The sequence below is a fragment of the Blastococcus sp. SYSU DS1024 genome, assembly GCF_054050795.1.
In genome coordinates this window covers 1-22,979 of the sequence record NZ_JBJHAA010000005.1, presented here as the reverse complement: position 1 = coordinate 22,979, position 22,979 = coordinate 1, and the positions used below count along the sequence as shown (strand labels likewise).

23 protein-coding genes and 1 riboswitch are annotated in these 22,979 nt (G+C 77.2%); of the genes, 19 read left to right on the top strand and 4 right to left on the bottom strand.

Going from position 1 to position 22,979, the window contains the following annotated elements:
* The first annotated feature begins 26 nt into the window (after positions 1-26).
* From ACI79S_RS06285 to ACI79S_RS06245, 9 genes are all read left to right on the top strand, one after another.
* Positions 27-809 (top strand): DUF4383 domain-containing protein, encoded by a 783-nt coding sequence (locus ACI79S_RS06285; protein WP_456592579.1) that lies wholly within the window; start codon positions 27-29, stop codon positions 807-809.
* A 159-nt stretch (positions 810-968) separates the two neighbouring features.
* Positions 969-1,430 carry a GNAT family N-acetyltransferase gene (locus ACI79S_RS06280; RefSeq protein ID WP_456592578.1) on the top strand — a complete coding sequence of 154 codons (462 nt, stop codon included), beginning with the start codon at positions 969-971 and terminating at the stop codon, positions 1,428-1,430.
* 31 nt (positions 1,431-1,461) lie between these two features.
* On the top strand, positions 1,462-2,034 hold the full coding sequence (locus ACI79S_RS06275; RefSeq protein ID WP_456592577.1) for a hypothetical protein: 573 nt from the start codon (positions 1,462-1,464) through the stop codon (positions 2,032-2,034).
* Between the two features lie 243 nt (positions 2,035-2,277).
* Entirely contained in the window at positions 2,278-3,612 is a 1,335-nt protein-coding gene (locus ACI79S_RS06270) for a reverse transcriptase family protein (protein ID WP_456592576.1), read from the top strand.
* 45 nt (positions 3,613-3,657) lie between these two features.
* Positions 3,658-4,833 carry a precorrin-3B synthase gene (gene cobG, locus ACI79S_RS06265; RefSeq protein WP_456592575.1) on the top strand — a complete coding sequence of 392 codons (1,176 nt, stop codon included), beginning with the start codon at positions 3,658-3,660 and terminating at the stop codon, positions 4,831-4,833.
* 120 nt (positions 4,834-4,953) lie between these two features.
* Positions 4,954-6,210 carry a DUF222 domain-containing protein gene (locus ACI79S_RS06260; protein WP_456592574.1) on the top strand — a complete coding sequence of 419 codons (1,257 nt, stop codon included), beginning with the start codon at positions 4,954-4,956 and terminating at the stop codon, positions 6,208-6,210.
* 45 nt (positions 6,211-6,255) lie between these two features.
* Positions 6,256-6,882 (top strand): precorrin-8X methylmutase, encoded by a 627-nt coding sequence (locus ACI79S_RS06255; protein ID WP_456592573.1) that lies wholly within the window; start codon positions 6,256-6,258, stop codon positions 6,880-6,882.
* Positions 6,879-8,375 (top strand): precorrin-2 C(20)-methyltransferase, encoded by a 1,497-nt coding sequence (locus ACI79S_RS06250; protein WP_456592572.1) that lies wholly within the window; start codon positions 6,879-6,881, stop codon positions 8,373-8,375. Before ACI79S_RS06255 ends, ACI79S_RS06250 begins: the two co-directional genes overlap by 4 nt.
* 47 nt (positions 8,376-8,422) lie before the next feature.
* Positions 8,423-9,649 carry an MFS transporter gene (locus ACI79S_RS06245; RefSeq protein ID WP_456592571.1) on the top strand — a complete coding sequence of 409 codons (1,227 nt, stop codon included), beginning with the start codon at positions 8,423-8,425 and terminating at the stop codon, positions 9,647-9,649.
* A gap of 208 nt (positions 9,650-9,857) precedes the next feature.
* Here ACI79S_RS06245 and ACI79S_RS06240 read toward each other — a convergent pair whose 3' ends face one another.
* On the bottom strand, positions 9,858-10,595 hold the full coding sequence (locus ACI79S_RS06240; protein ID WP_456592570.1) for a cobalt-precorrin-6A reductase: 738 nt from the start codon (positions 10,593-10,595) through the stop codon (positions 9,858-9,860).
* A 26-nt stretch (positions 10,596-10,621) separates the two neighbouring features.
* Between ACI79S_RS06240 and ACI79S_RS06235 the strand changes: the two genes are divergently transcribed.
* The gene (locus ACI79S_RS06235) at positions 10,622-11,713 is read left to right on the top strand and encodes a cobalt-precorrin-5B (C(1))-methyltransferase (protein WP_456592569.1); all 1,092 of its coding nucleotides are present in this window, start codon (positions 10,622-10,624) and stop codon (positions 11,711-11,713) included.
* Between the two features lie 74 nt (positions 11,714-11,787).
* On the opposite strand, the gene cobM is transcribed toward ACI79S_RS06235, so the two are convergent.
* The 3 genes from cobM to ACI79S_RS06220 form a co-directional block, all read right to left on the bottom strand.
* Positions 11,788-12,528 carry a precorrin-4 C(11)-methyltransferase gene (cobM, locus tag ACI79S_RS06230; protein ID WP_456592568.1) on the bottom strand — a complete coding sequence of 247 codons (741 nt, stop codon included), beginning with the start codon at positions 12,526-12,528 and terminating at the stop codon, positions 11,788-11,790.
* Positions 12,525-13,757, bottom strand: coding sequence for a precorrin-6y C5,15-methyltransferase (decarboxylating) subunit CbiE (cbiE, locus tag ACI79S_RS06225; RefSeq protein ID WP_456592567.1), 1,233 nt, complete (start codon positions 13,755-13,757; stop codon positions 12,525-12,527). Before cbiE ends, cobM begins: the two co-directional genes overlap by 4 nt.
* A 512-nt stretch (positions 13,758-14,269) precedes the next feature.
* The gene (locus tag ACI79S_RS06220; protein ID WP_456592566.1) at positions 14,270-14,872 is read right to left on the bottom strand and encodes a TetR/AcrR family transcriptional regulator; all 603 of its coding nucleotides are present in this window, start codon (positions 14,870-14,872) and stop codon (positions 14,270-14,272) included.
* Positions 14,873-14,995: 123 nt separating this feature from the next.
* Positions 14,996-15,086, top strand: a riboswitch (adenosylcobalamin (AdoCbl) riboswitch).
* Between the two features lie 63 nt (positions 15,087-15,149).
* Between ACI79S_RS06220 and ACI79S_RS06215 the strand changes: the two genes are divergently transcribed.
* The 9 genes from ACI79S_RS06215 to ACI79S_RS06175 all read left to right on the top strand — a co-directional run.
* Positions 15,150-17,231, top strand: coding sequence for a putative cobaltochelatase (locus tag ACI79S_RS06215; protein WP_456592565.1), 2,082 nt, complete (start codon positions 15,150-15,152; stop codon positions 17,229-17,231).
* 16 nt (positions 17,232-17,247) lie between these two features.
* Positions 17,248-17,847 (top strand): cob(I)yrinic acid a,c-diamide adenosyltransferase, encoded by a 600-nt coding sequence (cobO, locus tag ACI79S_RS06210; protein ID WP_456592564.1) that lies wholly within the window; start codon positions 17,248-17,250, stop codon positions 17,845-17,847.
* Entirely contained in the window at positions 17,841-19,247 is a 1,407-nt protein-coding gene (locus tag ACI79S_RS06205; protein ID WP_456592563.1) for a cobyrinate a,c-diamide synthase, read from the top strand. The genes cobO and ACI79S_RS06205 overlap by 7 nt, the downstream gene beginning before the upstream one ends.
* Entirely contained in the window at positions 19,234-19,935 is a 702-nt protein-coding gene (locus ACI79S_RS06200; protein WP_456592562.1) for an energy-coupling factor ABC transporter permease, read from the top strand. The genes ACI79S_RS06205 and ACI79S_RS06200 overlap by 14 nt, the downstream gene beginning before the upstream one ends.
* Entirely contained in the window at positions 19,932-20,252 is a 321-nt protein-coding gene (locus ACI79S_RS06195) for an energy-coupling factor ABC transporter substrate-binding protein (protein WP_456592561.1), read from the top strand. The genes ACI79S_RS06200 and ACI79S_RS06195 overlap by 4 nt, the downstream gene beginning before the upstream one ends.
* A complete protein-coding gene (cbiQ, locus tag ACI79S_RS06190) occupies positions 20,249-20,986 on the top strand; it encodes a cobalt ECF transporter T component CbiQ (protein WP_456592560.1) in 738 nt (245 codons plus the stop codon). The genes ACI79S_RS06195 and cbiQ overlap by 4 nt, the downstream gene beginning before the upstream one ends.
* Positions 20,983-21,828: an energy-coupling factor ABC transporter ATP-binding protein gene (locus ACI79S_RS06185; protein ID WP_456592559.1), complete on the top strand. Its 846-nt coding sequence runs from the start codon at positions 20,983-20,985 to the stop codon at positions 21,826-21,828. Before cbiQ ends, ACI79S_RS06185 begins: the two co-directional genes overlap by 4 nt.
* Complete coding sequence (locus ACI79S_RS06180; RefSeq protein ID WP_456592558.1) at positions 21,825-22,226, top strand: cobalamin biosynthesis protein; 402 nt, start codon at positions 21,825-21,827, stop codon at positions 22,224-22,226. The genes ACI79S_RS06185 and ACI79S_RS06180 overlap by 4 nt, the downstream gene beginning before the upstream one ends.
* Positions 22,223-22,979, top strand: a 757-nt coding sequence (locus ACI79S_RS06175; protein WP_456592557.1) for a siroheme synthase family protein, incomplete at its 3' end; no start/stop codon positions are given. The genes ACI79S_RS06180 and ACI79S_RS06175, both read left to right, overlap by 4 nt.

The window sequence follows — 22,979 nt, the reverse complement described above, 5'->3', positions numbered from 1 at the left end:
CGACCCGTCCACCCCAGGGAGCCGTCATGGCATCGCGTCCCCACCTCCGCCGCACCGGCTCCGCCACCGGGGCCCCACCGGCGTCCGGCGCAGCCGCCGCGCCGGAGTCCCTCGCCCCACCTGCGGGCAGCCGCGGCCCGGCCGGGGTCCGGGTCCTCACCGTGCACCGGATCGGCGCACTGGTCGTCGCCGCGGTGATCGCGGTCTTCGGCATCCTCGGCTTCGCCGACGGGCTGGAGTTCTTCTCGACCGACGGCGAGCGGATCCTGGGCCTGTCGTCCAACGGCCTGCTGTCCACGGTGTCGGTGGTGACCGCCGCCGTGCTCGTCGCGGCAGCCCTCCGCGGCCCGCGCATCGCGTCGACGGTCATGATCGTCGTCGGCGTGCTGTTCCTGGTCTCGGCGCTGGCCAACCTGGCCGTGCTGCAGACCGGGTTCAACATCCTCGCGTTCCGCTTCACGAACGTCGTCTTCTCGGTCGTCGCCGGACTGGTCCTGCTGGTCCTGGGCGCCTACGGGCGGGTCAGCGGGAACCTGCCGCCCGACAGCCCCTACGCCCGCCCCGGCGTCGATGCCGGCGGTGACGACCCCGACCCGGCCGGCGAGCACCCCTCCACCCCGGCGGAGTTCGCCGCCGAGCGGGCGATGCGGGACGCCGAGGTGGCGGTCGTGCAGCACACCGCGACCCCCGACCAGCAGCGCCGCGTGGCGGCCATGTCAGCGGCGCACAGCCGGGGGGACCGCCGCCGGATCTGGCTCTCCTTCGACGAGCCCGCCGGCGGGGCGAGGCCGCAGGTGGCCGACCAGTAGCCGACCGCGGAGACCCGGTCCCTGGCCGCCCGCCAGCAGCGAGTTCACGGCGGGCAGCGAGGGGCCAGTCCGCCGCCGGGCCGTCGTGGAGCACGAACTCCAGGTCGAAGGTGCGGGCGACCGCACCGGCCTGACCGCCGACGACCTGCGGCGCTGCTCGTGGACTCCGAGACCCCCGCCTCCGGCCCGCTGCGGCTGCTCCGCGCACTGCCCCAGCACGGCGTCGACGTCGACGCGCCGGCCCGCCTGGTCTCGGTCGACGACACCCCCGTGGCGCTGCTGCAGACCTACGAGCCGGCGGCGGATCCGGTCGCCGAGACCTACCCCGTGCAGGACAGCGACCTCGGCGTCCACCTGCTGCTGGCCCCCGCCCGGAGCCGGGAGGCGGGCTTCACCGCCCGGTTCGTGGCCGCCCTCGGGGCGGTGCTGCTGGGGAACCCGGCCGTGCGCCGCATCGTCGTTGGGCCGGACGCCGGCAACGAGCTGGCCCTGGAGCGCGTCTGGCGGACAGGGTTCGAGCTGGGGCCGGAGGTGGACCTGCCGCAGAAGCCCGCGCGGCTGGCCTTCCTGCACCGGGAGACCCTCGAGGCGTTGAGCGGCGCGGCAGGCATATCGGGCTGACGCGCCCGGTCGGCCGCCCTAGCCTGCCGCGGTGGCCTACGACCCGCTGGCGGAGAGCATCGCGCTCATCGAGCGCGGTGTGCCGGACTCCCCGCCGCGGATCAGCCGGCGACGGCGGTTCGCCCCGCTGGCCGTCGACGTCGACGGGGACGCCGCCTGCACCCTCTTCGCCCGCCGCAGCGTCGGCTGCGCGGTGCAGGAGACCTGGGTGCTCGTGCGGCGCGGCGCGCAGTGGGTCCTGCTCGGGGGCGGCGGGGGCGGCGGGTTCGAGGACGACGACCTGGCCGACCGCCCCGCCGCCGCGGCCCTGGGCGGTCACCTCCTCTGGCGCGGCGGTGGCTCGTCGCTCCGGAACACCGGGCGGCTGCTGCCCTGGGGTGCCCGGTACATCACCTACGCCGTGCTCCGGGCGAGCGCGGAGGTCGACCGGGTCGTCGTCGGTCCACGGGAGATCCGGGTGCCGCGGCACGGGCACCTGGTGGTGGTCTGGGACGGCCCGCCACCGGTCGCGGAGGCGCTCGCCGCCGACGGCCGGCTGCTCGCCGCCCGTCGGGTGGACCTGCGGCGCCGCCGCCTCCCCGAGGCGTACCGCGACCCCTCCTGATCGCCCGACCAGCGCGGATGCGCCGTCCGGACTGGTCAGGGCCGGATCGGCCCCCTACCGTGGCCGGGTGCGGCGGGGAGGGCAGGACGACCGGCGAGGAGCCGGTCCCTCCGGGGCAACCCCGGGGTCTCGCAGCAGAGCAGGGCGATGCGTCACCCGCCGGACGGCGCGCTCCGCGCACGTCCCGGCGCCTCCGTCACGGAGCGGCTGCCCTCCCCGCCGTCCCTCCCGGCGGCCCGGCCGGTGACGGCGAACCGACGCGCCGAGGTCACCGCCAGCGGCGTCGCCACCGCGCTGCTGGCGGGCGCCTGGCGGCGGCGGGAGATGGTGCGCCGGGTCGCCGTCGCGCTCGGGTACCCGCGGGCACCGCGCTGGGTGGGCGCCCTGGTCGGCGAGGTGCTCGACGCCTACTGGCACCCGCCGGCCGACCGACCGCGGGAGCTCGCCCTGTTCGTGCGGGCCACCGGGGGCTGGGCCCGTGGCACCGCGTCCGGGCCGCCGCCCCGGGTGGTGCGCTGGGAGCCGGTCGCCACCTCGGTCGTCCGCCCCCGGCTCCCCACGGTCGAGCTGTCCGACCTGAGCGCCCTGGCCCGGCTGCTCGACCTGGACCAGGGCGAGCTGGCCTGGTTCGCCGACGCCCGCACCCTGGAGCGCACGGCGTCGGAGCCCCTGCGCCACTACCGCTGGCGGGCGGTGGACCGGCCGGCCGGCGTCCGGCTGCTGGCCGCACCGAAGCCCCGGCTGAAGGAGATCCAGCGGCGCCTCCTGCGGCACGTGCTCGACCCGGTCCCGGTGCACGGTGCCGCGCACGGCTGCGTGCCGGACCGGTCCGTGCGGACGGCGGCCGGCCCGCACGCCCGCGCCGCCGTCGTCCTGCGGATGGACCTGGAGCACTTCTTCGCGAGCGTCCCCGCCGCCCGCGTGCACGGGTTGCTGCTGGGCCAGGCCGGGCTCCCCGAGCCGGTCGCGTACGCGGTGACCGGCCTGGTCACCACCGTGGTGCCGGCCGCGGTGTGGCGGCGCCTCCCGCCGCCGGACGACCCCGCGGCCCGGGAGCGGCACCGGCGGCTCGGCGCGCGACTGGCCGTACCGCACCTCCCGCAGGGCGCGCCCACGTCCCCGGCGCTGGCCAACCTGGTCTGCTACCGGCTGGACCGCCGGCTCGCCGCGCTCGCCGCGTCGTTCGACGCCACCTACACCCGCTACGTCGACGACCTGACCTTCAGCGGCGGCACCCGGGTGGGCCGCGGCCGGCTGGCCGAGCTGGTCGGTGAGATCGCCCGGGACGAGGGCTTCCGGGTGAACGCCGCGAAGACCCGCGCGATCAGCTCGGCCCGCCGGCAGGACGTGCTCGGCGTCGTGGTCAACGACCACCCGGCGCTGCCCCGCCGCGAGCGGGACGCGCTGCGCGCCCTGCTGCACAACTGCGCCACCCGCGGCTGGACCACCCAGCTCCGCGGCCGCGACCCCGCCACCTTCCGGGACCACGTGCTGGGTCGGGTGGCCTGGGCCGCGTCGGTCGATCCGGCGTCCGGTGCGCGGCTGCGGGCGCTGGCCCAGCGGATCGACTGGAGCTGACCGCCGGCGGCTCGGGACGGCCCGGGACGTAGCCTCGCGGGCGCCATGTCATCAGCCGGACCGCCCACGTCACCCCTCCGGGACCGGGCCGACGCCTGCCCGGGCGCGCTGCAGACCCACTCCGCCGCCGACGGCGAGCTCGCGCGGGTGAGGGTGCCCGGTGGGCTGCTCGGCACCGACCAGCTGCGCGTCCTCGGTGCGGCCGCCGTCGAGCTCGGGGACGGCGCGCTCGAGCTCACCAGCCGTGGCAACGTGCAGCTCCGCGGGCTGCGGTCCGGCTCGGCGGGCGAGCTCGGCGGCCGGCTGGCGGCGGCCGGGCTGCTGCCGAGCGACAGCCACGAGACGGCGCGCAACCTGCTGGGCAGCGTGCTGAGCGGGCGGGCCGGGGGGCTGCTCGACGCCCGGCCGTGGGTGCGCGCCTTCGACGCCGGGCTGTGCGCCGACCCGTCGCTCGCCGCGCTGCCGGGGCGCTTCCTGGTCACGTTCGACGACGGCCGGGGCGACGTCGCCGCCCTCGGTGGGGACGTCGGCCTGTTCGCGCTCTCCCCCGGCGTCGTCGCCCTGACCCTGGCCGGCGCCGACTCCGGGTTGCGCGCCGCCCCGGCCGACGCCGTCGCCCTCGCGCTTGCGGCCACCCGGGCGTTCCTCGACGAGCGCGCCGCCCAGGGCGGGACGGCCTGGCGGCTGACCGAGCTCACCGACGGACCGGTGCGGGTGGCGGCGCGGGTGGACGGCGCGCCGGTCGGTACCCGCGTCGAGGTGCCGGCCGAGCCGCGGGTGCGCCCGATCGGTGCGGTACGGCAGGACGACGGCCGGACGGCGCTCGCCGCGGTGGTGCCACTCGGCCGGCTGACCGCCGCGCACCTCGCGCTGCTGGCCGACCTCGCGACGGAGGTGCAGCTATCGCCGTGGCGCGGGGTGGTCGTGCCCGATCTGGCCGACGGGTCGGCGGCCGGGGTGCTCGCCGACGCCGGCCTGGTGCTCGACCCCGCGAGCCCGTGGACGCGCGTGACCGCCTGCGCGGGGCTGCCCGGGTGCGCGAAGTCGCGGGCCGACGTCCGGGCGGATGCGACCGCTGCCGTGATCACCGGGCCTCTCCCGGCCCGCGGGGCGCGTCAGCACTGGGCCGGGTGCGAGCGGCGTTGCGGCCGGCCAGGTGGCGCGGTCGTGGACGTGGTCGCCACTGGCACCGGCTACCGGGTGGACACGCCGGCCAGCTGACGGCACGGTGGTTCGTCGACCTCGCAAGCTCGCTGCCAAGATCCGGCTCGAGTCTGTTGATACGCCGTTGACCTGGGGATTCGGGCTGCACGACATCCGCGACAGCGGTAGCATTCGTACATGTGTTCGATGGGTGGGTCCGATGCGCTGGGCCGGCTGGCCGCGGCGCTGGACGACCTGGCCGGTGAGGACCTGGCCGGCCGGTTCGGGCCGCAGCTCATCGAGGAACTGGGTTCGCTGCTGACCGCGGCGAACCGGCTGGCCGCGCAGGTGGCGCGCCGGGTGCGGGAGTGCGAGGTCACCCAGGCCGCCGAGCACGACGGCAAGGCGTCGATGGCCTCCTGGCTGCGCGGGCACGCCCTGTTGTCAGCCGGGGCGGCGTCGCGGCTGGTGCGGTCGGGCCGGGTGCTGCCGGAGCTGCCAGCGGTGGCCGCGGCGTTCACAGCGGGGGCGATCACCGCCGAGGCGGTGGCCGCGATCGCCCCCGTGGCCTCCCCGGCCAACCTCGCCGCGGCCGAGGCCCAGGGGGTGGACCTGGCCGGGGTTGACGCGACCCTGGCCGAGGTCGCGGCATCCCGCCCGCACGCCGAGCTGCGCCAGGTCGTGGCCCACTACCTCGCCCGCCTCGATCCCGACGGCCCCGAACCCGACCCGACCGAGGGCCGGTCGCTGTCGATGACCAAGCATGCCGACGGGTCGCTCTCCTTCCGCGGGGAACTGGACGCCGTGGGCGGGGAGAAGTTGCAGGCCGCGGTCGAATCGATCGTGCAGGCCAACCGGCCCGCCGGGGACGCCCGGACCCGCGCCCAGCAGCAGGGCGACGCCCTCGTCCAGCTGTGCGACAACGCCCTGGCCGCCGGCCACCTGCCGGTGCTGCGCACCCACAAACCGCACGTGGTGGTCCGGGTGGATCTCGAGGACCTGGTCGACCCCGCCATCGGCCCGGCCGCCGCGAAGCTCGGGTTCGGGGCGACCATCTCCGCCGCCCGCACCCGCTGGCTGGCCTGCGACGGCAACGTCAGCCGGATCGTCATCGGCCCGGAGGGCGAGGTGCTCGACTACGGCCGCCGGCAGCGGATCGCCCCGCCGCCGCTGCGCCGAGCCCTGGACCACCGCGACCGTGGCTGCGTGTTCGCCGGCTGCGATGCCCCCGCGCACTGGTGCGACGTCCACCACCTGGTGCACTGGGCAGACGGCGGGGAGACCGACCAGGACAACTGCGTGCTCCTGTGCGAACGCCACCACACCCAGGTCCACCACGGGTTCTCCATCGTCCGCCAACCCGACGGCCGATGGCGCACCTACCGGCCCGACGGCACCGAGATCCTCATCCTCCCCCGCCTCACCGGAGAACCCGAACGGGCACGAACCGGCTGACCGGGCGGCGGCCCCGCAGGGGCACCGACGTAGCCTCTGCGGCCGATGGTGGTCTACGAGTACGAGAAGGACGGCGCCGAGATCTACCGGCAGTCGTTCGCGACGATCCGCGCCGAAGCGGAGCTGGGCGGCCTGCCCGACGACGTCGCGCGCGTGGCGGTCCGGATGATCCACGCCTGCGGTCAGGTCGACCTGGTCGAGGACATCGCCTACTCCCCCGCCGTCGTGCAGCACGCCCGCGCTGCGCTCGACGCCGGCGCACCGGTGCTGTGCGACGCGCAGATGGTGGCCAGCGGCATCACCCGGCGGCGGCTCCCGAAGGACAACGCCGTCGTCTGCACCCTCAACGACCCGCGCATCCCCGGGCTCGCCGCCGAGCTGGGCACCACCCGCACCGCCGCCGCGCTGGAGCTGTGGCGCGACCGCCTCGACGGCGCGGTCGTCGCGATCGGCAACGCCCCCACCGCGCTGTTCCACCTGCTCGAGATGGTCGCCGCCGGCGCACCGCGCCCCGCCGCCGTCCTCGGCATCCCCGTGGGCTTCATCGGCGCCGCCGAGTCCAAGGACGCGCTGGCCGCCGCCGACCTGGAGTTCCTGGTCGTGCGTGGCCGCCGCGGCGGCAGCGCCATCACCGCGGCCGCGGTCAACGCGATCGCGAGCGACGTCGAATGACCGGCCGGTTGTACGGGGTCGGGCTGGGCCCCGGCGACCCGGAGCTGGTCACCGTCAAGGCCGCCCGGCTGATCGGCGCCGCCGACGTCGTCGCCTTCCACGCCGCGCGGCACGGCCGGTCGGTGGCCCGCGGCCTGGCCGAGCCCTACCTGCGCGAGGGGCAGATCGAGGAGCTGCTGGTCTACCCGGTCACCACCGAGACCACCGACCACCCCGGCGGCTACCAGGGCGCGATCGACGAGTTCTACGAGGCGGCCGCCGCGCGGCTGGCCGCGCACCTCGACGCCGGCCGCGACGTGGTCGTCCTCGCCGAGGGCGATCCGCTCTTCTACGGCTCCTACATGCACATGCACAAGCGGCTGGCGCACCGCTACCCCACCGAGGTCGTGCCGGGGGTGACCAGCGTGAGCGGCGCGGCCGCCGCGGTCGGCCGGCCCCTGGTCGAGCGGGACGAGGTGCTCACCGTGCTCCCCGGCACGCTGCCGGCCGACGAGCTCGCCGCCCGCCTGGCCGGCACCGACTCGGCGGCGGTGATGAAGCTGGGCCGCACCTTCCCGCAGGTGCGGGAGGCGTTCGAGCGCGCCGGCGTGCTCGACCGGGCCCTCTACGTCGAGCGAGCCACCACCGACCGGCAGCGGTGCCTGCCCCTGGCCGAGGTGGACCCGGCGAGCGTCCCGTACTTCTCCCTCGCCCTGCTGCCCAGCCCCCTCACGCCGCCGGTCACCGAGCCCGCGCCCGCAGCGGACCGGCCATCCGACGCCGGCGAGGTCGTCGTCGTCGGCCTCGGTCCCGGCGCGCGGAGCTGGACGACCCCGGAGGCGGCCGAGGCGCTCGCCGCCGCCGACGACCTCGTCGGCTACGGCCCCTACCTGGACCGGGTCGCGGTCAACCCGCGCCAGACCCGGCACCCCAGCGACAACCGCGTCGAGGCCGACCGCGCCGCCCACGCGCTGTCGCTGGCGCGCGAGGGCCGGCGGGTCGCGGTGGTCTCCAGCGGCGACCCCGGCGTCTTCGCCATGGCCGCCGCCGTGCTGGAGGTGGCCGAACGACCCGAGTTCACCGGCGTCCCGGTGCGGGTCGTGCCCGGTCTCACCGCCGCCCAGGCGGTTGCCTCCCGGGCGGGGGCCCCGCTGGGCCACGACTTCTGCGTGCTGTCGCTCTCCGACGTCCTCAAGCCCTGGGCGGTGATCGTCGACCGGCTGCGCCACGCCGCCGCCGCCGACCTGGTCATCGCCCTCTACAACCCGCGCTCGAAGCACCGCCCGCACCAGCTCGGCGAGGCGCTGCGGGTGCTGCTGGAGGTGCGCCCGCCGGAGACCGTGGTCGTCGTGGGGCGGGACGTCGGCGGACCCGAGGAGAGCCTCCGGGTCGGCACCCTGGGCGCGCTGGACCCCGCGACCGTGGACATGCGCTGCCTGGTGCTGATCGGCTCCTCGCAGACCCGCGTCACCGCCTCCGGCGCGGTCTACACGTCCCGCAGCTACCCGGGCTGACACGCCGGACGGGAATGCCGGCGAGATCGTTGCCCTTTCCCACCGTCGTGGCACCTCCGACGCTCCGCAGGACCCCCGCGTTCTGGACCACCGCCGGCCTGCTTCTGCTGGTCCTCGCCGCCTCGGGCGTGCCGACGCCGCTGTACCGCGTCTACCAGGAGCAGTTCGGGTTCGGCCCCGGGATGCTGACCATCGTCTTCGGCATCTACGCCTTCGCGCTCCTGGCCACGCTGCTGGTCGTGGGCGGACTCTCCGACCACGTCGGACGGCGTCCGGTCCTGGTCGGTGGGCTGCTGCTCCAGGCCGCCGCGATGGCGGTCTTCCTGGCCGCCGACGGCGTCGGCTGGCTCCTGGCGGCACGTGTAGTGCAGGGCGTGTCGGTGGGCGCGCTCACCGGCACGCTGGGCGCGCTGCTGCTGGACACCCAGCGCCACGACCGGCCGCTGGGACCTCTGCTCAACAGCGCCGCTCCGGGGCTGGGGCTCTCCTCCGGTGTCGTCGGCGCCGGGCTCGTGGTCGAGTTCGCGGCCTCGCCGACCCGCTGGATCTTCGCCGCCCTCACCGTCGCCATGGTCGTGGCCGCCGCCGTCGTGGCGGTGTTGCCCGAGACCTCCCCCCGCGCACCCGGGGCCCTGGCCTCGCTCCGCCCGACCGTGCGCGTGCCCCGGTCCCAGCGGTCGGCCTTCCTCACCGCGCTCCCGGTGCTCGTCGCCGCCTGGGCGCTCGGCGGGCTCTACCTCTCCCTCGGCCCCTCGCTGGCCGCGACCGTCTTCGGCATCGAGGCGCCGCTGGTCGGCAGCCTGCTGGTCCTGGCCATGCAGGGGACCGCTGCGGTCGGTGCGGTCGTCGGTCACAACCTGGCGCCGGAGCGGTCCATGGTCGCCGGCGCGTCGGTGTTCGCCGCCGGCGTCGCGGGGACCATCGCGGCCCTGCTGACCGTGGAGACCGCCGTCCTGTTCGTCTCGGCGGTCGTCTCCGGGCTCGGCTTCGGCATGGGGTTCCTCGGCGCCGTCGCCCTCTCCAGCGCCGGCGTGGCCCCGGCCGAGCGGGCGGGGCTGCTGTCCAGCGTCTTCGTGGTCGGCTACCTGAGCTTCAGCATTCCGGCCATCATCGCCGGTGTGCTGTCCGCCGTGGTCGGGCTCGGGACGGTCGCCGAGATCTACGCCGCCGTCCTCGTCATCCTCGCGCTGACCGCGGTCGCCGGCGTCCGGCTGCGCCGCCGAGCGACCCCGCCCGACCGGGCGACTGACGCCGCGGAGTCGCTGGCCGCCTGAGCCGGGTCAGCGCCCGGGGTACGGGGCTCCCTTCAGCGCGCGGGCCAGGTGGGCGGCGATCCCGGCCGGGGTCGCCGTCGTGGCGACGACCGCCTCCGGCGTCTCCGCGGGTGCAGCCTGACGCTGCAGATGAGGGTGAGGGCACGGAGGGCGTGGCGCCGTCCTGCGGGTGCACTGCCCCGCCGACCTGCGCAGCCGCAGACGATGATCAGGTCGCGCGCGACCGGACCCACGCCCGGGCCTCGTCCACGGTGCCGGTCACCGCGACGCCCGGCGGCAGCGGCGGACGGCGCACCAGCACGACCGGCACCCCCAGCTCGCGGGCGGCGGTCAGCTTGGCGGCGGTCATCCCGCCCCCGCTGTCCTTGGTGACGACGACCTCCACGGCGTGCGCGCGCATCAGCGCTATCTCGTCCGCCACCGTGAACGGCCCGCGGGCGAGGACCACCGTGCGCCGCCGGGGCAGCGGCGGCGACGGGGGGTCCACCGACCGCACCAGGCAGTGCCCGGGCACGTCGGCGAACGCGGCGAGCCCCTGCCGCCCGGTCGTGAGGAACACCGAGCCGTACCCGGTCACCGCTGCCGCGGCCTGGTGCAGTGACCCGACCCAGCGCCACCGGTCCCCCGGCCCGGCGGTCCAGCCCGGTCGTTGCAGTCGCAGTAACGGAATCCCGGTGGTCGAGGCCGCCTCCGCCGCCGCCGCGGTCATCCCGGCGGCGAACGGGTGCGTCGCGTCGACCACGGCCACCGTCGGCGCCTCCCGCAGCCAGGCCGCCAGCCCCTCCGCGCCGCCGAACCCGCCGATCCGCACCGCACCCGGTGGCAGCAGGGGCTCGGCCACGCGCCCGGCCAGCGAGCTGACGACGTCGATCCCGTCACCCACCAGTGCGGCGGCCAGCTGCCGCGCCTCCCCGGTCCCGCCCAGGACCAGCACCCGGCCGGTCACCCGGCACCGCCGTGCATGCTGATCACGTGACGACGGCGGATCGAACGGACGGCACGGGCCTGCGCTCGGGCTGGACCACCGGCGCCTGCGCGACCGCCGCGACCACCGCCGCCTACACCGCGCTGCTCACCGGCGAGTTCCCCGACCCGGTGACGATCGACCTGCCGCACGACCGGCACCCGTCGTTCGCGCTGGCCACCGAACGGCTCGAGGACGGCGCCGCGAGCGCGGGGGTGGTCAAGGACGCGGGTGACGACCCCGACGTCACCCACGGCGCGCTCGTCTCCGCGCGCGTGACCCACGGGGCGCCGGGCAGCGGGGTCACCTTCCGCGCGGGCGAGGGCGTGGGCACGGTGACCAAACCCGGCCTGCCGCTGCCGGTCGGCGAGCCGGCGATCAACCCGATGCCCCGGCAGTTCATCCGGGAGCACGTCGCCGCGGTCGCCGCCCGCCACGGCGGTTCCGGGGACGTCGTCGTCGAGGTGTCGGTCGAGCACGGCGCGGAGCTCGCCCGCCGGACCTGGAACCCCCGCCTGGGCATCCTGGGCGGGCTGTCCATCCTGGGCACCACGGGCGTGGTCGTCCCGTACTCCTGCTCGGCGTGGATCGACTCGATCCGCCGGGGCATCGACGTGGCCCGCGCCGCCGGGTACGCGCACGTGGCGGCCTGCACCGGCAGCACCAGCGAGCGGGTCGCCGTCGACACGTACGGGCTGCCCGAGGACGCGCTGCTGGACATGGGCGACTTCGCCGGCGCCGTGCTCAAGTACCTGCGCCGCCACCCGATCGGCCGGCTCACGATCGCCGGCGGCATCGGCAAGCTGGCCAAGCTCGCCGACGGGCACCTCGACCTGCACTCGGGCCGCTCGCAGGTGTCCTTCGAGTCGCTGGCCGGCCGGGTGCGCGGCGCCGGCGGGCCGCCGGAGCTGGTCGACGGGGTGCGGGGCGCCAACACCGCGCTGGACGCGCTCCAGCAGTGCCGGGCGGCGGGCCTGCCGCTGGGTGACCTGGTGGCCGCCGCGGCGCGGGAGACCGCGCTCGGCGTGCTGCGCGGCGCCCCCGTGGCGGTCGACGTGATCGTCATCGACCGCGCGGGCACCGTGGTCGGCCGGAGCTAGGCCTCGTCCGGTGGGACGGCCGTGCTGCAGGGGCCCGCCGCGAGCTCGCGAGCGGTGGGGGGCAGCACGGTCCTTCATCGGCATCGGCTGGTCGAGTAGAGGTGGCTGTCGGGGAACTCCCCGGCGGTCAGCACCGAGCCGACGACCACCACCGCCGTCCGCTTCACCCCGGCGTCGGTGACCTGCGCCGCGATGTCGGCGAGCGTGCCGCGCAGGATCAGCTCGTCGTCCCGGCTGGCGCGCGCGACGACCGCGACCGGGCAGTCGGCCCCGTAGGAGGGCACCAGCTCGGGCACCAGCTCGGCGATCCGCTGCACCGCCAGGTGCAGCACCAGGGTGGCCCGGGAGGCGCCGAGGGTGGCCAGGTCCTCCCCCGGCGGCATCGGCGTCGACCGCGCCGAGGTGCGGGTGAGGATCACCGTCTGCCCGACGCCGGGCACGGTCAGCTCCCGCTTCAGCGAGGCGGCCGCGGCGGCGAAGGCGGGCACCCCGGGGACGACGTCGTAGGGCACGCCGGCCGCGTCGAGGCGGCGCATCTGCTCGGCCATCGCGCTGTAGACCGACGGGTCGCCGGAGTGCAGCCGGGCGACGTCGAGCCCGGCCTCGTGCGCCGCGACCAGCTCGGCGGTGATCTCGTCCAGGTCCAGGTTCGCCGTGTCGACCAGGCGCGCGCCCGGCGGGGCGGTGTCCAGCAGCTCGCGGGGCACCAGCGCGCCCGCGTAGAGGCAGACCGGCGCGGTGGCGATGAGCCGCGCGGCCCGCACGGTGATCAGGTCCGCCGCTCCCGGGCCGGCTCCGATGAAGTGCACCGTCACGGCTTGACTCCTGACCAGATCGTCACGGGCATGGCGGCCTTCCAGCCGGTGAAGCCACCCACGGGTGCGGCGGTGGCGACGCCGAGGCGCACCAGCTCACCGCCGTGCCGCGCGTGCCGGTCGGCCAGCACGGCCTCGCTCTCCAGCGAGACCGCGTTGACCACCAGCCGCCCACCCGGCGGCAGCGCGGCCCAGCAGGCGTCCAGCACGCCGGGGGCGGTCGCGCCGCCCCCGACGAAGACGGCGTCCGGGGCGGGCAGCCCCGCCAGCGCGTCCGGGGCGCTGCCCTGCACCACCCGCAGGTCGGGGACGCCGAGCCGCCCGGCGTTGCGCGCGATCCGCGCCACCCGCTCCGGCCTGCTCTCCACGGCGACCGCGCGGCAGGACGGGTGGGTGCGCATCCACTCGATGCCGATGGAGCCGGCGCCCGCCCCGACGTCCCAGAGGAGCTGCCCCGGCAGCGGGGCCAGCCGGGCCAAGGTCACCGCCCGGACGTCGCGCTTGGTCAGCTGGCCGTCGTGCTCGTAGGCCTCGTCGGGCAGCCCGGGAAGGGGCGGCAACGGCACCGTGCCCGGATCGGCCACCACCTCGACCGCGGTGACCACCAGCGGGTCGGTGTCCGGGTACGGCCAGGTGGCCGCGGTGCCGGTGAACGCCCGCTCCCCCGGCCCGCCGAGCTGGGCCAGGGCGGTGAGCCGGCTGGCCCCGTGGCCGAGCTCGACCAGCAGCGCCGCGACCGCGGCCGGGGTCGAGCCGTCGGAGCCCAGCACCAGCAGCCGACGCCCCGGCGTCACGTGCGGCGCGAGCAACTGCACCGGCCGGCCGACGACGGAGACCACCTGCGTCTCCTCCCCCGCCCAGCCCAGCCGCGCGCAGGCCAGCGTGACCGAGGACGGGTGCGGGACGACGTCCACCGCCTCGGGGCCGAGCAGCCGCACCAGCGAGGTGCCGACGCCCGAGAGCATCGGGTCACCGCTGGCCAGCACCACCACCCGTCGACCGGGGTGCGCCGTGGCCACCTCCCGCAGCGCCGGCGCCATCGGCGAGGGCCAGGGCACCCGATCGGCGGCCACCTCCGCCGGCACCAGGCCGAGCTGCCGGGCGCTGCCGCGCAGCACCTCGGCGTCGGCGATCTCCCGCCGGGCGCGCGGGGACAACCCGTCCCAGCCGTCCGCGCCGATGCCCACGACCACGATCGGGCGCTCGGCGGGGACCTCCGGGGCTGGCACGGGCGCCGATCCTAGGGAGCGCTCCGGAGAGCGGTCGGTGCACGGGCACCGGGAGGGCGCCGGCGGGCCCGGCGGCGGCGGGCTCAGGCGGGTGCCGGACCGACGTGCAGCCGTCGTTTGGCGACCGCGATGGGGAGCTGACCCAGGGGGCGGCGGGCAGCACCCAGAACGTCGGGTTGCCCGTCTCGGCGACCAGCAGGGCGGTCACCAGGGCGATGTAGGAGCCGCCGAGCAGGTGCGGCTGCAGCGTGGCCCAGTGACGCCATCCCCGCCGACGGGCGAGCGCGCCCGCCACGGCGAGGATCTCGGTGAGGACGGCGACGGGCAGGAGCCAGAGCAGGCCGGGCGACGTCGCCGCGAGGATCCCTCCGGTGGCGGCGACGAGCACGACGGCGGCCTGGTAGCCGGCCGCCGGCCACCGGCCTCCCCGCCCCGCGCAACGGGCCACCAGCCACACCGGCCCGAGGAGCAGCCCGACGGTGCCGACGACGACGTGGACGGAGAGCAGCGCGTCATGCACGTCCGGCACCCCCTCCGGGTGAGCCGTACAGCATCCCGGTCGCCCGCCGGGCGAGATCGAGCAGCGCGTCCTCGCCCGCGTCGGGGGCGAGCCCGGCTCCAGCGAGGTTCCCGGTCGCCGCGAGGCCGGCGAATCCGTGCACCAGCGACCAGGCGGCCACGACGGCGGCCCGGGCGTCGTCCACCCGGCCGGCCGAGGACAGCGCGTCCGCCCCGCCCTGCAGCACCGCGAACGTCCGGGCCCGGGCGGCGGAGAGCTCACCGTCGGCCGGATCGAGGACGTCAGGGGTGAACATCACCGCGAAGTGGCCGGGGTGGTCGCGGGCGAAGCGCACGTAGGCCACACCGACCTCGCGGAAGTCCGTGGCGGCCGCCTCCTCGAGAGCCCGGGCGAGGAGCCGGTGGCCTTCGGCGGCCAGGGCCGTCAGCAGGCCCACTCGAGACGAGAAGTGGTGGCGATGCGCGGCGTGCGACACCCCCACCGCCCGGGCCAGCGCCCGGATGGACACCGCGCCGACCCCGGAGCGCGCCGCCACCTCGGCCGCCGAGCGCAGCAACGCGGCGCGCAGGTCGGCATCTCTCCGGAGCTCACCCACGGGCACAGCTTGTCACTGACAAGTTGTCACTGGCAAGCCGGAGGGGCGGCGGCAGCGGCGGATCCGACCGGCCCGGGGGCTGTCGGCCCCGTGACCGGTTGTGGTCTGATGACGCCGCCACACGCGACGGCAGTGGAGGAAGCCCGGTGAGAATCCGGCGCGGTCCCGCCACTGTGAGCCGGTTCTCCGGTTAGTCAGGAACTCCCGCCGTCGCCTCCTGCCACCTCCGGGCGTGGACACCCGGGGAGAGGACGCGTGCCATGCGCGGGTACCCCGCATGACTTTTCCCTTCACCGCCGTCGTCGGCATGGACGACCTGCGGCTGGCCCTGCTGCTCAACGCCGTCTCCCCCGCCGTCGGCGGGGTGCTGGTGCGCGGCGAGAAGGGCACGGCGAAGTCGACGACGGTCCGCGCGCTGGCCGCGGTCCTGCCGCCGGTCGACGTCGTCGCGGGCTGCCGGTTCGCCTGCGACCCCGCCGCGCCCGACCCCGCCTGCCCCGACGGCCCGCACGAGCCGGGCGCGGCGGCCCGCACCCGCGCGGCCCGGCTGGTCGAGCTACCGGTCGGCGCCTCCGAGGACCGGCTCGTCGGCTCCCTGGACCTGGAGCGGGCGCTCACCGAGGGGGTCAAGGCCTACGAGCCGGGCCTGCTCGCCGCCGCCCACCGCGGGGTGCTCTACGTCGACGAGGTCAACCTGCTGCACGACCACCTGGTGGACCTGCTGCTCGACGCCGCCGCGCTGGGGACCGCCTACGTCGAGCGCGAGGGCGTCTCGGTGCGGCACGCCGCCCGCTTCCTGCTGGTCGGCACCATGAACCCCGAGGAGGGTGAGCTCCGCCCGCAGCTGCTGGACCGGTTCGGGCTGACCGTGGAGGTCGCCGCCCCGCGCGACCCCGCCGTCCGCGCGGAGGTCGTGCGCCGGCGGTTCGCCTCCGACGCCGACCCGGCCGGTTTCGCCGCGCAGTGGGCCGCCGACGAATCGGCGCTGGCCGCCCGCATCGCCGAGGCCCGCGCCCGCCTGCCGCGCGTGGTGCTCTCCGACGCCGCCCTGCGCCAGGTCACCGCCGTCTGCGCCGCGTTCGACGTCGACGGTCTGCGCGCGGACATCGTCACCGCCCGCGCGGCGATCGCGCACGCCGCCTGGTGCGGGCGCGAGGAGGTCACCGAGGACGACGTGCGGGTGGCCGCCCGGCTGGCGCTCCCGCACCGGCGCCGGCGCAACCCGTTCGACGCGCCCGGGCTCGACGAGGAGACCCTGGACCAGGCGCTGGAGGAGAGCCGGCCCGAGGACGGGGGCCCGGAGGACGGCGCACCCGACGACGACGGGCCCGACGACGACGGCCCGGGGGGCGGGGCTCCCGACGGCGGCGCCCCGGACCCCGGCGCAGGAAGCACTGCCGACGGATCCGGCGCCGGAACGCAGGAGGAGCCTCCTGTGCCCGAGGACGGCGGGGGTGCCGGCGAGCCGCCGACGACGGCGCCGCGGGGCGAGGGCGGCGGGCACACCGACGCCGCCCCGGCGCCGGAACGGGCCGCGGTCGCCCCGTCGGAACCGTTCCGCACCCGGCGGCTGGAGGTGCCCGGCATCGGTACCGGGGCCGCGGGCCGGCGGTCGCGCGCGCGGTCGGAGCGCGGCCGGGTGGTCGGGTCGACCCGCCCCGAGGGCTCCGTCACCAAGCTGCACCTCGCCGGCACCGTGCTGGCCGCGGCGCCCCACCAGCGCGCCCGCGGCCGCAGCGGCCCGGGGCTGCGGATCGAGCGCGAGGACCTGCGCCAGGCCGTGCTCGAGGGCCGGGAGGGCAACCTCGTGCTGTTCGTCGTCGACGCCAGCGGCTCGATGGGCGCCCGCTCGCGGATGGCGGCGGTGAAGGGCGCCGTCCTCTCCCTGCTGCTCGACGCCTACCAGCGCCGGGACAAGGTCGGGCTGATCACCTTCCGCGGCGGCGCGGCCGAACTCGCGCTGCCGCCCACCTGGTCGGTCGAGGCGGCCGCCGCCCGCCTCGGCAACCTGCCCACCGGCGGGCGCACCCCGCTGGCCGCCGGGCTGCTCGAGGCGCACCGCACGCTCACGCTGGAGCGGGTGCGCGACCCGCGGCGCCGCCCGCTGCTGGTCGTCGTCACCGACGGCCGGGCCACCGGTGCTCGCGGCGGCGACCACCTGGGCGAGGCCCGCCGCGCGGCCGGCCTGCTGGCCGGCGCGGAGGTCGCGAGCGTCGTCGTCGACTGCGAGTCCGGACCGGTGCGGCTGGGGCTGGCGGCCTCCCTGGCCTCCGCGCTGGGAGCGCAGACGCTGCGGTTGGAAGAGCTCGGCGCCGAGTCGCTGGCGAGCACCGTCCGCGACGCGCGGAAGGCGGCCTGAGGTGCCGCAGGGGCAGGTGAGCGTCGTCCCGCAGGACGGGCTGACCACGAGGCAACGCCGCAACCGCCCGCTGCTCGCGGTGCACACCGGCGAGATGAAGGGCAAGTCCACCGCCGCGTTCGGCATGGCGATGCGGGCGTGGAACCAGGGCTGGTCGATCGCCGTCTACCAGTTCGTCAAGAGCGCCAAGTGGAAGGTCGGCGAGGAGAACGCGCTGACCGCGCTGGGCCGGCTGCACGAGCAGACCGGTGAGGGCGGGCCGGTCGTCTGGCACAAGATGGGCGCGGGCTGGAGCTGGTCGCGCAAGCACGGCGAGGAGACCGACCACGCCGCCGACGCCGCCGAGGGCTGGGCGCAGATCAAGCGCGACCTCGCCGCCGAGGCGCACCGGTTCTACGTGCTCGACGAGTTCACCTACCCGCTGAAGTGGGGCTGGGTGGACGTCGACGACGTGGTGGAGACGCTGACCGCCCGGCCCGGCAGCCAGCACGTCGTCATCACCGGGCGGGACGCTCCCCCGGCGCTGGTCGAGGCCGCCGACCTGGTCGTGGAGATGACCAAGGTGAAGCACCCGATGGACGCCGGCCAGAAGGGCCAGCGGGGCATCGAATGGTGACCGTGCCGCGGATCGTGGTGGCCGCGCCGTCGAGCAACGCCGGCAAGACGTCGGTCACCACCGGGCTGATCACCGCCCTCACCGCCCGCGGGCTGACGGTCTCCCCGCACAAGGTGGGCCCCGACTACATCGACCCCGGGTACCACGGGCTGGCCGCCGGCCGGCCGGGCCGCAACCTCGACCCCTGGCTCGTCGGCGAGGAGCGGATCGCGCCGCTGCTCCTGCACGGGGCCCGCGGTGCCGACGTCGCCGTCGTCGAGGGCGTCATGGGCCTGTTCGACGGCGCCACCCACCCCTCGGTGGAGCCGGGGTTCGCCTCCACCGCGCACGTGGCCGGGCTGCTGCGCGCGCCGGTGGTGCTCGTGGTCGACGCCTCCTCGCAGGCCCGCAGCGTCGCCGCCCTCGTGCACGGGTTCGCCTCGTTCGACCCGTCGGTGCGGCTCGGCGGCGTCGTGCTCAACCGGGTCGGCAGCGACCGGCACGAGACGATCCTGCGCGAGGCGCTCGGCGCCGCCGGCGTCCCGGTCCTGGGCGCGATCCGGCGGCTGGAGACGCTCCACACACCCTCCCGCCACCTGGGCCTGGTGCCGGCCGCCGAGCGGTCGGCCGAGGCGGTGGCCACGGTGCGCCGGCTCGGCGAGGTCGTCGCCGCCGGGGTGGACCTGGCCGCGGTGCTGCGGCTGGCCCGCTCGGCCCCCGATCTCGTGGCGCAGCCCTGGGACCCGGGCGCGGAGGTGGTGCCGGCGGGCGGCCGGCCTCAGATCGCCGTCGCCGGCGGCCCGGCGTTCACCTTCGGCTACGCGGAGAACGCCGAGCTGCTCGCGGCCGCCGGCGCCGAGGTGGTGACCGTCGACCCGCTGCGCGACGAGGCGCTCCCCCCGGGCACCGCCGGGCTCGTCGTCGGCGGTGGCTTCCCCGAGGTCTACGCCGCGGAGCTGTCGGCCAACGAGTCCCTGCGGGCAGACGTCGCCGCGCTCGCCGCCCGCGGCGCCCCGATCGCCGCCGAGTGCGCCGGCCTGCTCTACCTGGCCCGGGAGCTGGACGGCGTCCCGATGTGCGGCGTCCTGGACGTCGGGACGGCGATGGCCCCCCGGCTGACCCTCGGCTACCGCGCTGCCGTCGCGACCGCCGACTCCGTGCTGGCCCCCGCCGGCACCCGGGTGCGCGGCCACGAGTTCCACCGCACGCACGCCGATCCCCCCGCCGGCCCCACCCCTGCCTGGCGGTGGTCGGCAGCTCCGCCGGGGCCCGCTCACGCGGAGGGGTTCGTCTCCGGCGGGGTCCACGCCTCCTACCTGCACCTCAACTGGGCGGGCGCCCCCGCGCTCGCCCAGCGCCTCGCCGCCGCGTGCGCGCATACGCCGTCCTCCCGATCGGAGCAGCACCATGCACATCGCTGAGGGGTTCCTGCCCGCCGGTCACGCGATCGGCTGGACGATCGCCGCCGCGCCCTTCGTCGTGCACGGCGCCCGGGCCGTGGTGACGGAGGTGCGGGAGAACCCGGAGTCGACCCTCCTGCTCGGCGCGGCCGGGGCGTTCACCTTCGTGCTCAGCGCGATCAAGCTGCCCTCGGTCACCGGCAGCTCGAGCCACCCGACCGGCACGGGGCCGGGCGCCATCCTCTTCCGGCCGCCGGTGATGGCGCTCCTCGGCACGATCGTGCTGCTGTTCCAGGCGCTGCTGCTGGCGCACGGTGGGCTCACCACGCTCGGGGCCAACGCCTTCGCCTTCGCCGTCGTCGGGCCGTGGGCCGGGTACGCCGTCTACCGGCTGACCCGCGCGGCCGGGGCCGGGCTGCTGCCCGCCGTCTTCGCCGGGGTCGCGCTGGCCGACCTGGCCACCTACGTCACCACGTCGATCCAGCTCGCGCTCGCCTTCCCCGACCCGGTCAGCGGCCTCGCCGGGGCGCTGGCCAAGTTCCTCGGCGTCTTCGCCGTCACCCAGATCCCGCTGGCCATCGGCGAGGGCCTGCTCGGCGTGATGCTGTTCCGCGTGCTCACGGTCAACGCCCGCCCCGAGCTCGAGCGGCTCGGCATCCTGAAGCCCGCCCCCGTCCCCGCAGCCGCGCCCGCCGGAGGTACCGCGTGAACCGCCGCGCGCTCGTCAACACGCTCCTCGTCGTGGCGGTGATCGCGCTGTTCGCGGTCCCGCTGCTGCTCGACGGGGGCAGGTCGGAGTTCGGCGGCACCGACGCGGCGGTGACCGAGGAGCTCGAGGCCGACGGCTACACCCCGTGGTTCGACTCGCTGTTCAGCCCGGCCGGTGAGGTCGAGTCCGGGCTGTTCGCCCTGCAGGCCGCCCTCGGCGGCGGCGTGCTCGGCTACGTGCTGGGCCGGCTGCGCGGCCGGCGGGCGGCAGCTCCGGGGCCCGCCACGAGCACTCCGGCGGAGACCGAGCCGCGGTGAGCGGCCTCGCGGTCGACGACGCGGCGTGGCGCAGCGCGTGGCGCGGGCGTTCGCCCGGGGACAAGCTGCTGCTCTGCGCGGGCCTCGTCGGCTGCGCGCTGGTGCTGCCCGCCTGGCCGGGCAGCGTGCTCGTCGGGCTGACCGCCGTCGGGCTGGCGCTCGGCCCGGCCCGGGTGCCCGCCCGCACCTTCGGCCGGGCGATCCGCTGGCCGCTGGCGTTCATCGCGATCGGTGCGCTCACCGCGGTGATGTCCGTCGGTGACGGCGGCATCGGCTGGGCGCCGGACGCCGCTGCCCGGGCCGGCTCGCTGGTCGGTCACTCGGTCGCCGGCAGCGCCGCGGTCCTCCTCCTGGCCACCACCACCCCGATGTCGGACCTGCTGCCCGCGCTGCGCCGGCTCCGGGTCCCGGCCGCGGTCGTCGAGGTGGCGGGCGTGACCTACCGGCTGCTGTTCGTGCTGCTCGACAGCCTGCACACGATCCGCGAGGCGCAGACCGCGCGGATGGGCTGGTCCTCCCCGCGCCGCTCCTACCGCTCCGCCGGGTTGCTCGCGGCCGGGGTGCTCACCCGCTCCTGGGACCGCGCCCGCCGCCTGCAGGAGGGCCTGGCCGGGCGGGGCATGGAGACCGACCTGCGCGTGCTGCCCGAGGTGCTGCCGTCGTCCCGGCTCTTCCTGGCCACGGCGCTCACCGGCCTGGCGGGGATCGTCGCGGTCAGCGTGGTGGTGGCATGAGCCACCGGACCCTCGGCGCCACCGGGCTGGTCGTCGGTTACGAGCGCGGCCGGCCGGTCCTCGACGGCGCCGACCTCACCGTCCCCGCCGGCCGGCGGCTGGCCGTGCTCGGCGCCAACGGCTCGGGCAAGACGACGCTGCTGCGCTGCCTGTCCGGCGCGCTGGCGCCCGTCTCCGGCGCGGTGACCGTGGACGGCGTGCCGCTGGAGCACACCCGTGGCGGCCTGCGGCGGCACCGGCAGATCGTCCAGCTGGTGCTGCAGGACCCCGACGACCAGCTGTTCTCCGCCTCCGTGGCGCAGGACGTCTCGTTCGGTCCGCTCAACCTGGGGCTGGACGAGGACGCGGTGCGGGCGCGGGTCGCCGAGGCCCTCGACCTGCTCGCCGTCGACCACCTCGCCGCCCGGCCCACCCACCAGCTCTCCTACGGCGAACGCAAGCGGGTGGCGATCGCCGGCGCGGTGGCGATGCGGCCGTGCGTGCTGCTGCTCGACGAACCGACCGCCGGGCTGGACCCGTCCGCGGTCACCGAGGCGCTGGCCGCGCTCGCCCGGCTGCAGGAGCACGACTCCACCGTGGTGATGAGCACCCACGACGTCGACCTGGCGCTGCGCTGGGCCGACGAGGTGGCCGTCGTCGTCGACCGCGCGGTGGTGCAGGGCGCCCCGGACGACGTCCTCGGCGACGGCGAGCTGCTGGCCCGCGCACGGCTCTCCCGCCCCTGGGCGCTGGAGATCGGGGCCCGGCTGCGCGAGCTCGGCCTGCTCCCCGAGGGGCCCCTCCCCCGGGACGCCGCCGGGCTGCTCGGTGCCCTCCCCGACCGGCCCGGGGTGCCCACGTGAGGACCGTCGGCGTCGGGCTGGCCACCGGGGTGAGCGCCGCCGAGGTGCTCGCCGCGGTCGACGCCGTGCTCCCCCGGCCGTGCGGGCCGGTCCGGCTGGCCACCCTGGACACGCGCGTGCGCGAGCCGGGGCTGGTCGACGCCGCCGCCCTGCGCGGCTGGCCGCTCGCCGGCCACCCGGCCGAGGCGCTGGCGGGGGTGCGGGTGCCCGCACCCTCCGGCGCGGTCGCCGACCGGGTGGGCACCCCGTCGGTCGCCGAGGCCGCGGCGCTCCTCGCGGGCGGGGTGCTGGAGGTCGGGAAGACGGTGCGCGGCCGGGTGACCGTCGCCGTCGCACGGCCGCCGGACCCCGCTCCCGAGCCCCGCCCACCGCACCCGATGCCCCAGGAGGACCTGTGACCACCCAGCCCGGCGGCGACGGCCTGCACCCGGTCGGGCTGCGGCTGGCCGGCCGGCGCGTGGTCGTCGTGGGCGGGGGTGCGGCCGCGCACCGCGGGGTGACCGGCCTGCTCGCCGCCGGCGCGGAGGTGGCGGTGGTCAGCCCGGTGCTGACGCCGGCGCTGGAGTCGGCCGCCGCCGCCGGGCGCCTGGAGTGGTGCCCGCGGCCCTACGCCGCCGGGGATCTGACCGGTGCGTGGTTCGCGCTGGCCGCGACCGGCGATCCCGACGTCGACGCCGCGGTGGCCGGGGACGCCGACCGGAACCGGGTCTTCTGCGCGCGCGCCGAGGGCCCCGGGGCGGCCAGCGCCGAGCTGCCGGTCACCGGGCGCGCCGGTGACCTCGTGGTGGCGGTGCACGACGCGGCCGACCCCCGGGCGGCGGCCGGGCTCCGCGACGCGGTCCTCGCCGGGGTCGCCGACGGCACCCTGCCGGTCCGCCGGTCCGACGGCGGGCCGGGGCGGGTCGTCCTCGTCGGCGGCGGCCCGGGTGACCCGGGGCTGATCACCGTGCGCGGCCGGCAGGCGCTGGCCACCGCCGACGTCGTCGTCGCCGACCACCTCGGCCCCCAGTCGCTGCTCGCCTCCCTCCCCCCCGAGGTGGAGGTCATCGACGCCTCGAAGCTGCCCCGCGGCCGCTCCATGGCCCAGGAGACCATCAACGACCTGCTGGTCACCCACGCCCGCGCCGGCCGCCGCGTCGTGCGCCTCAAGG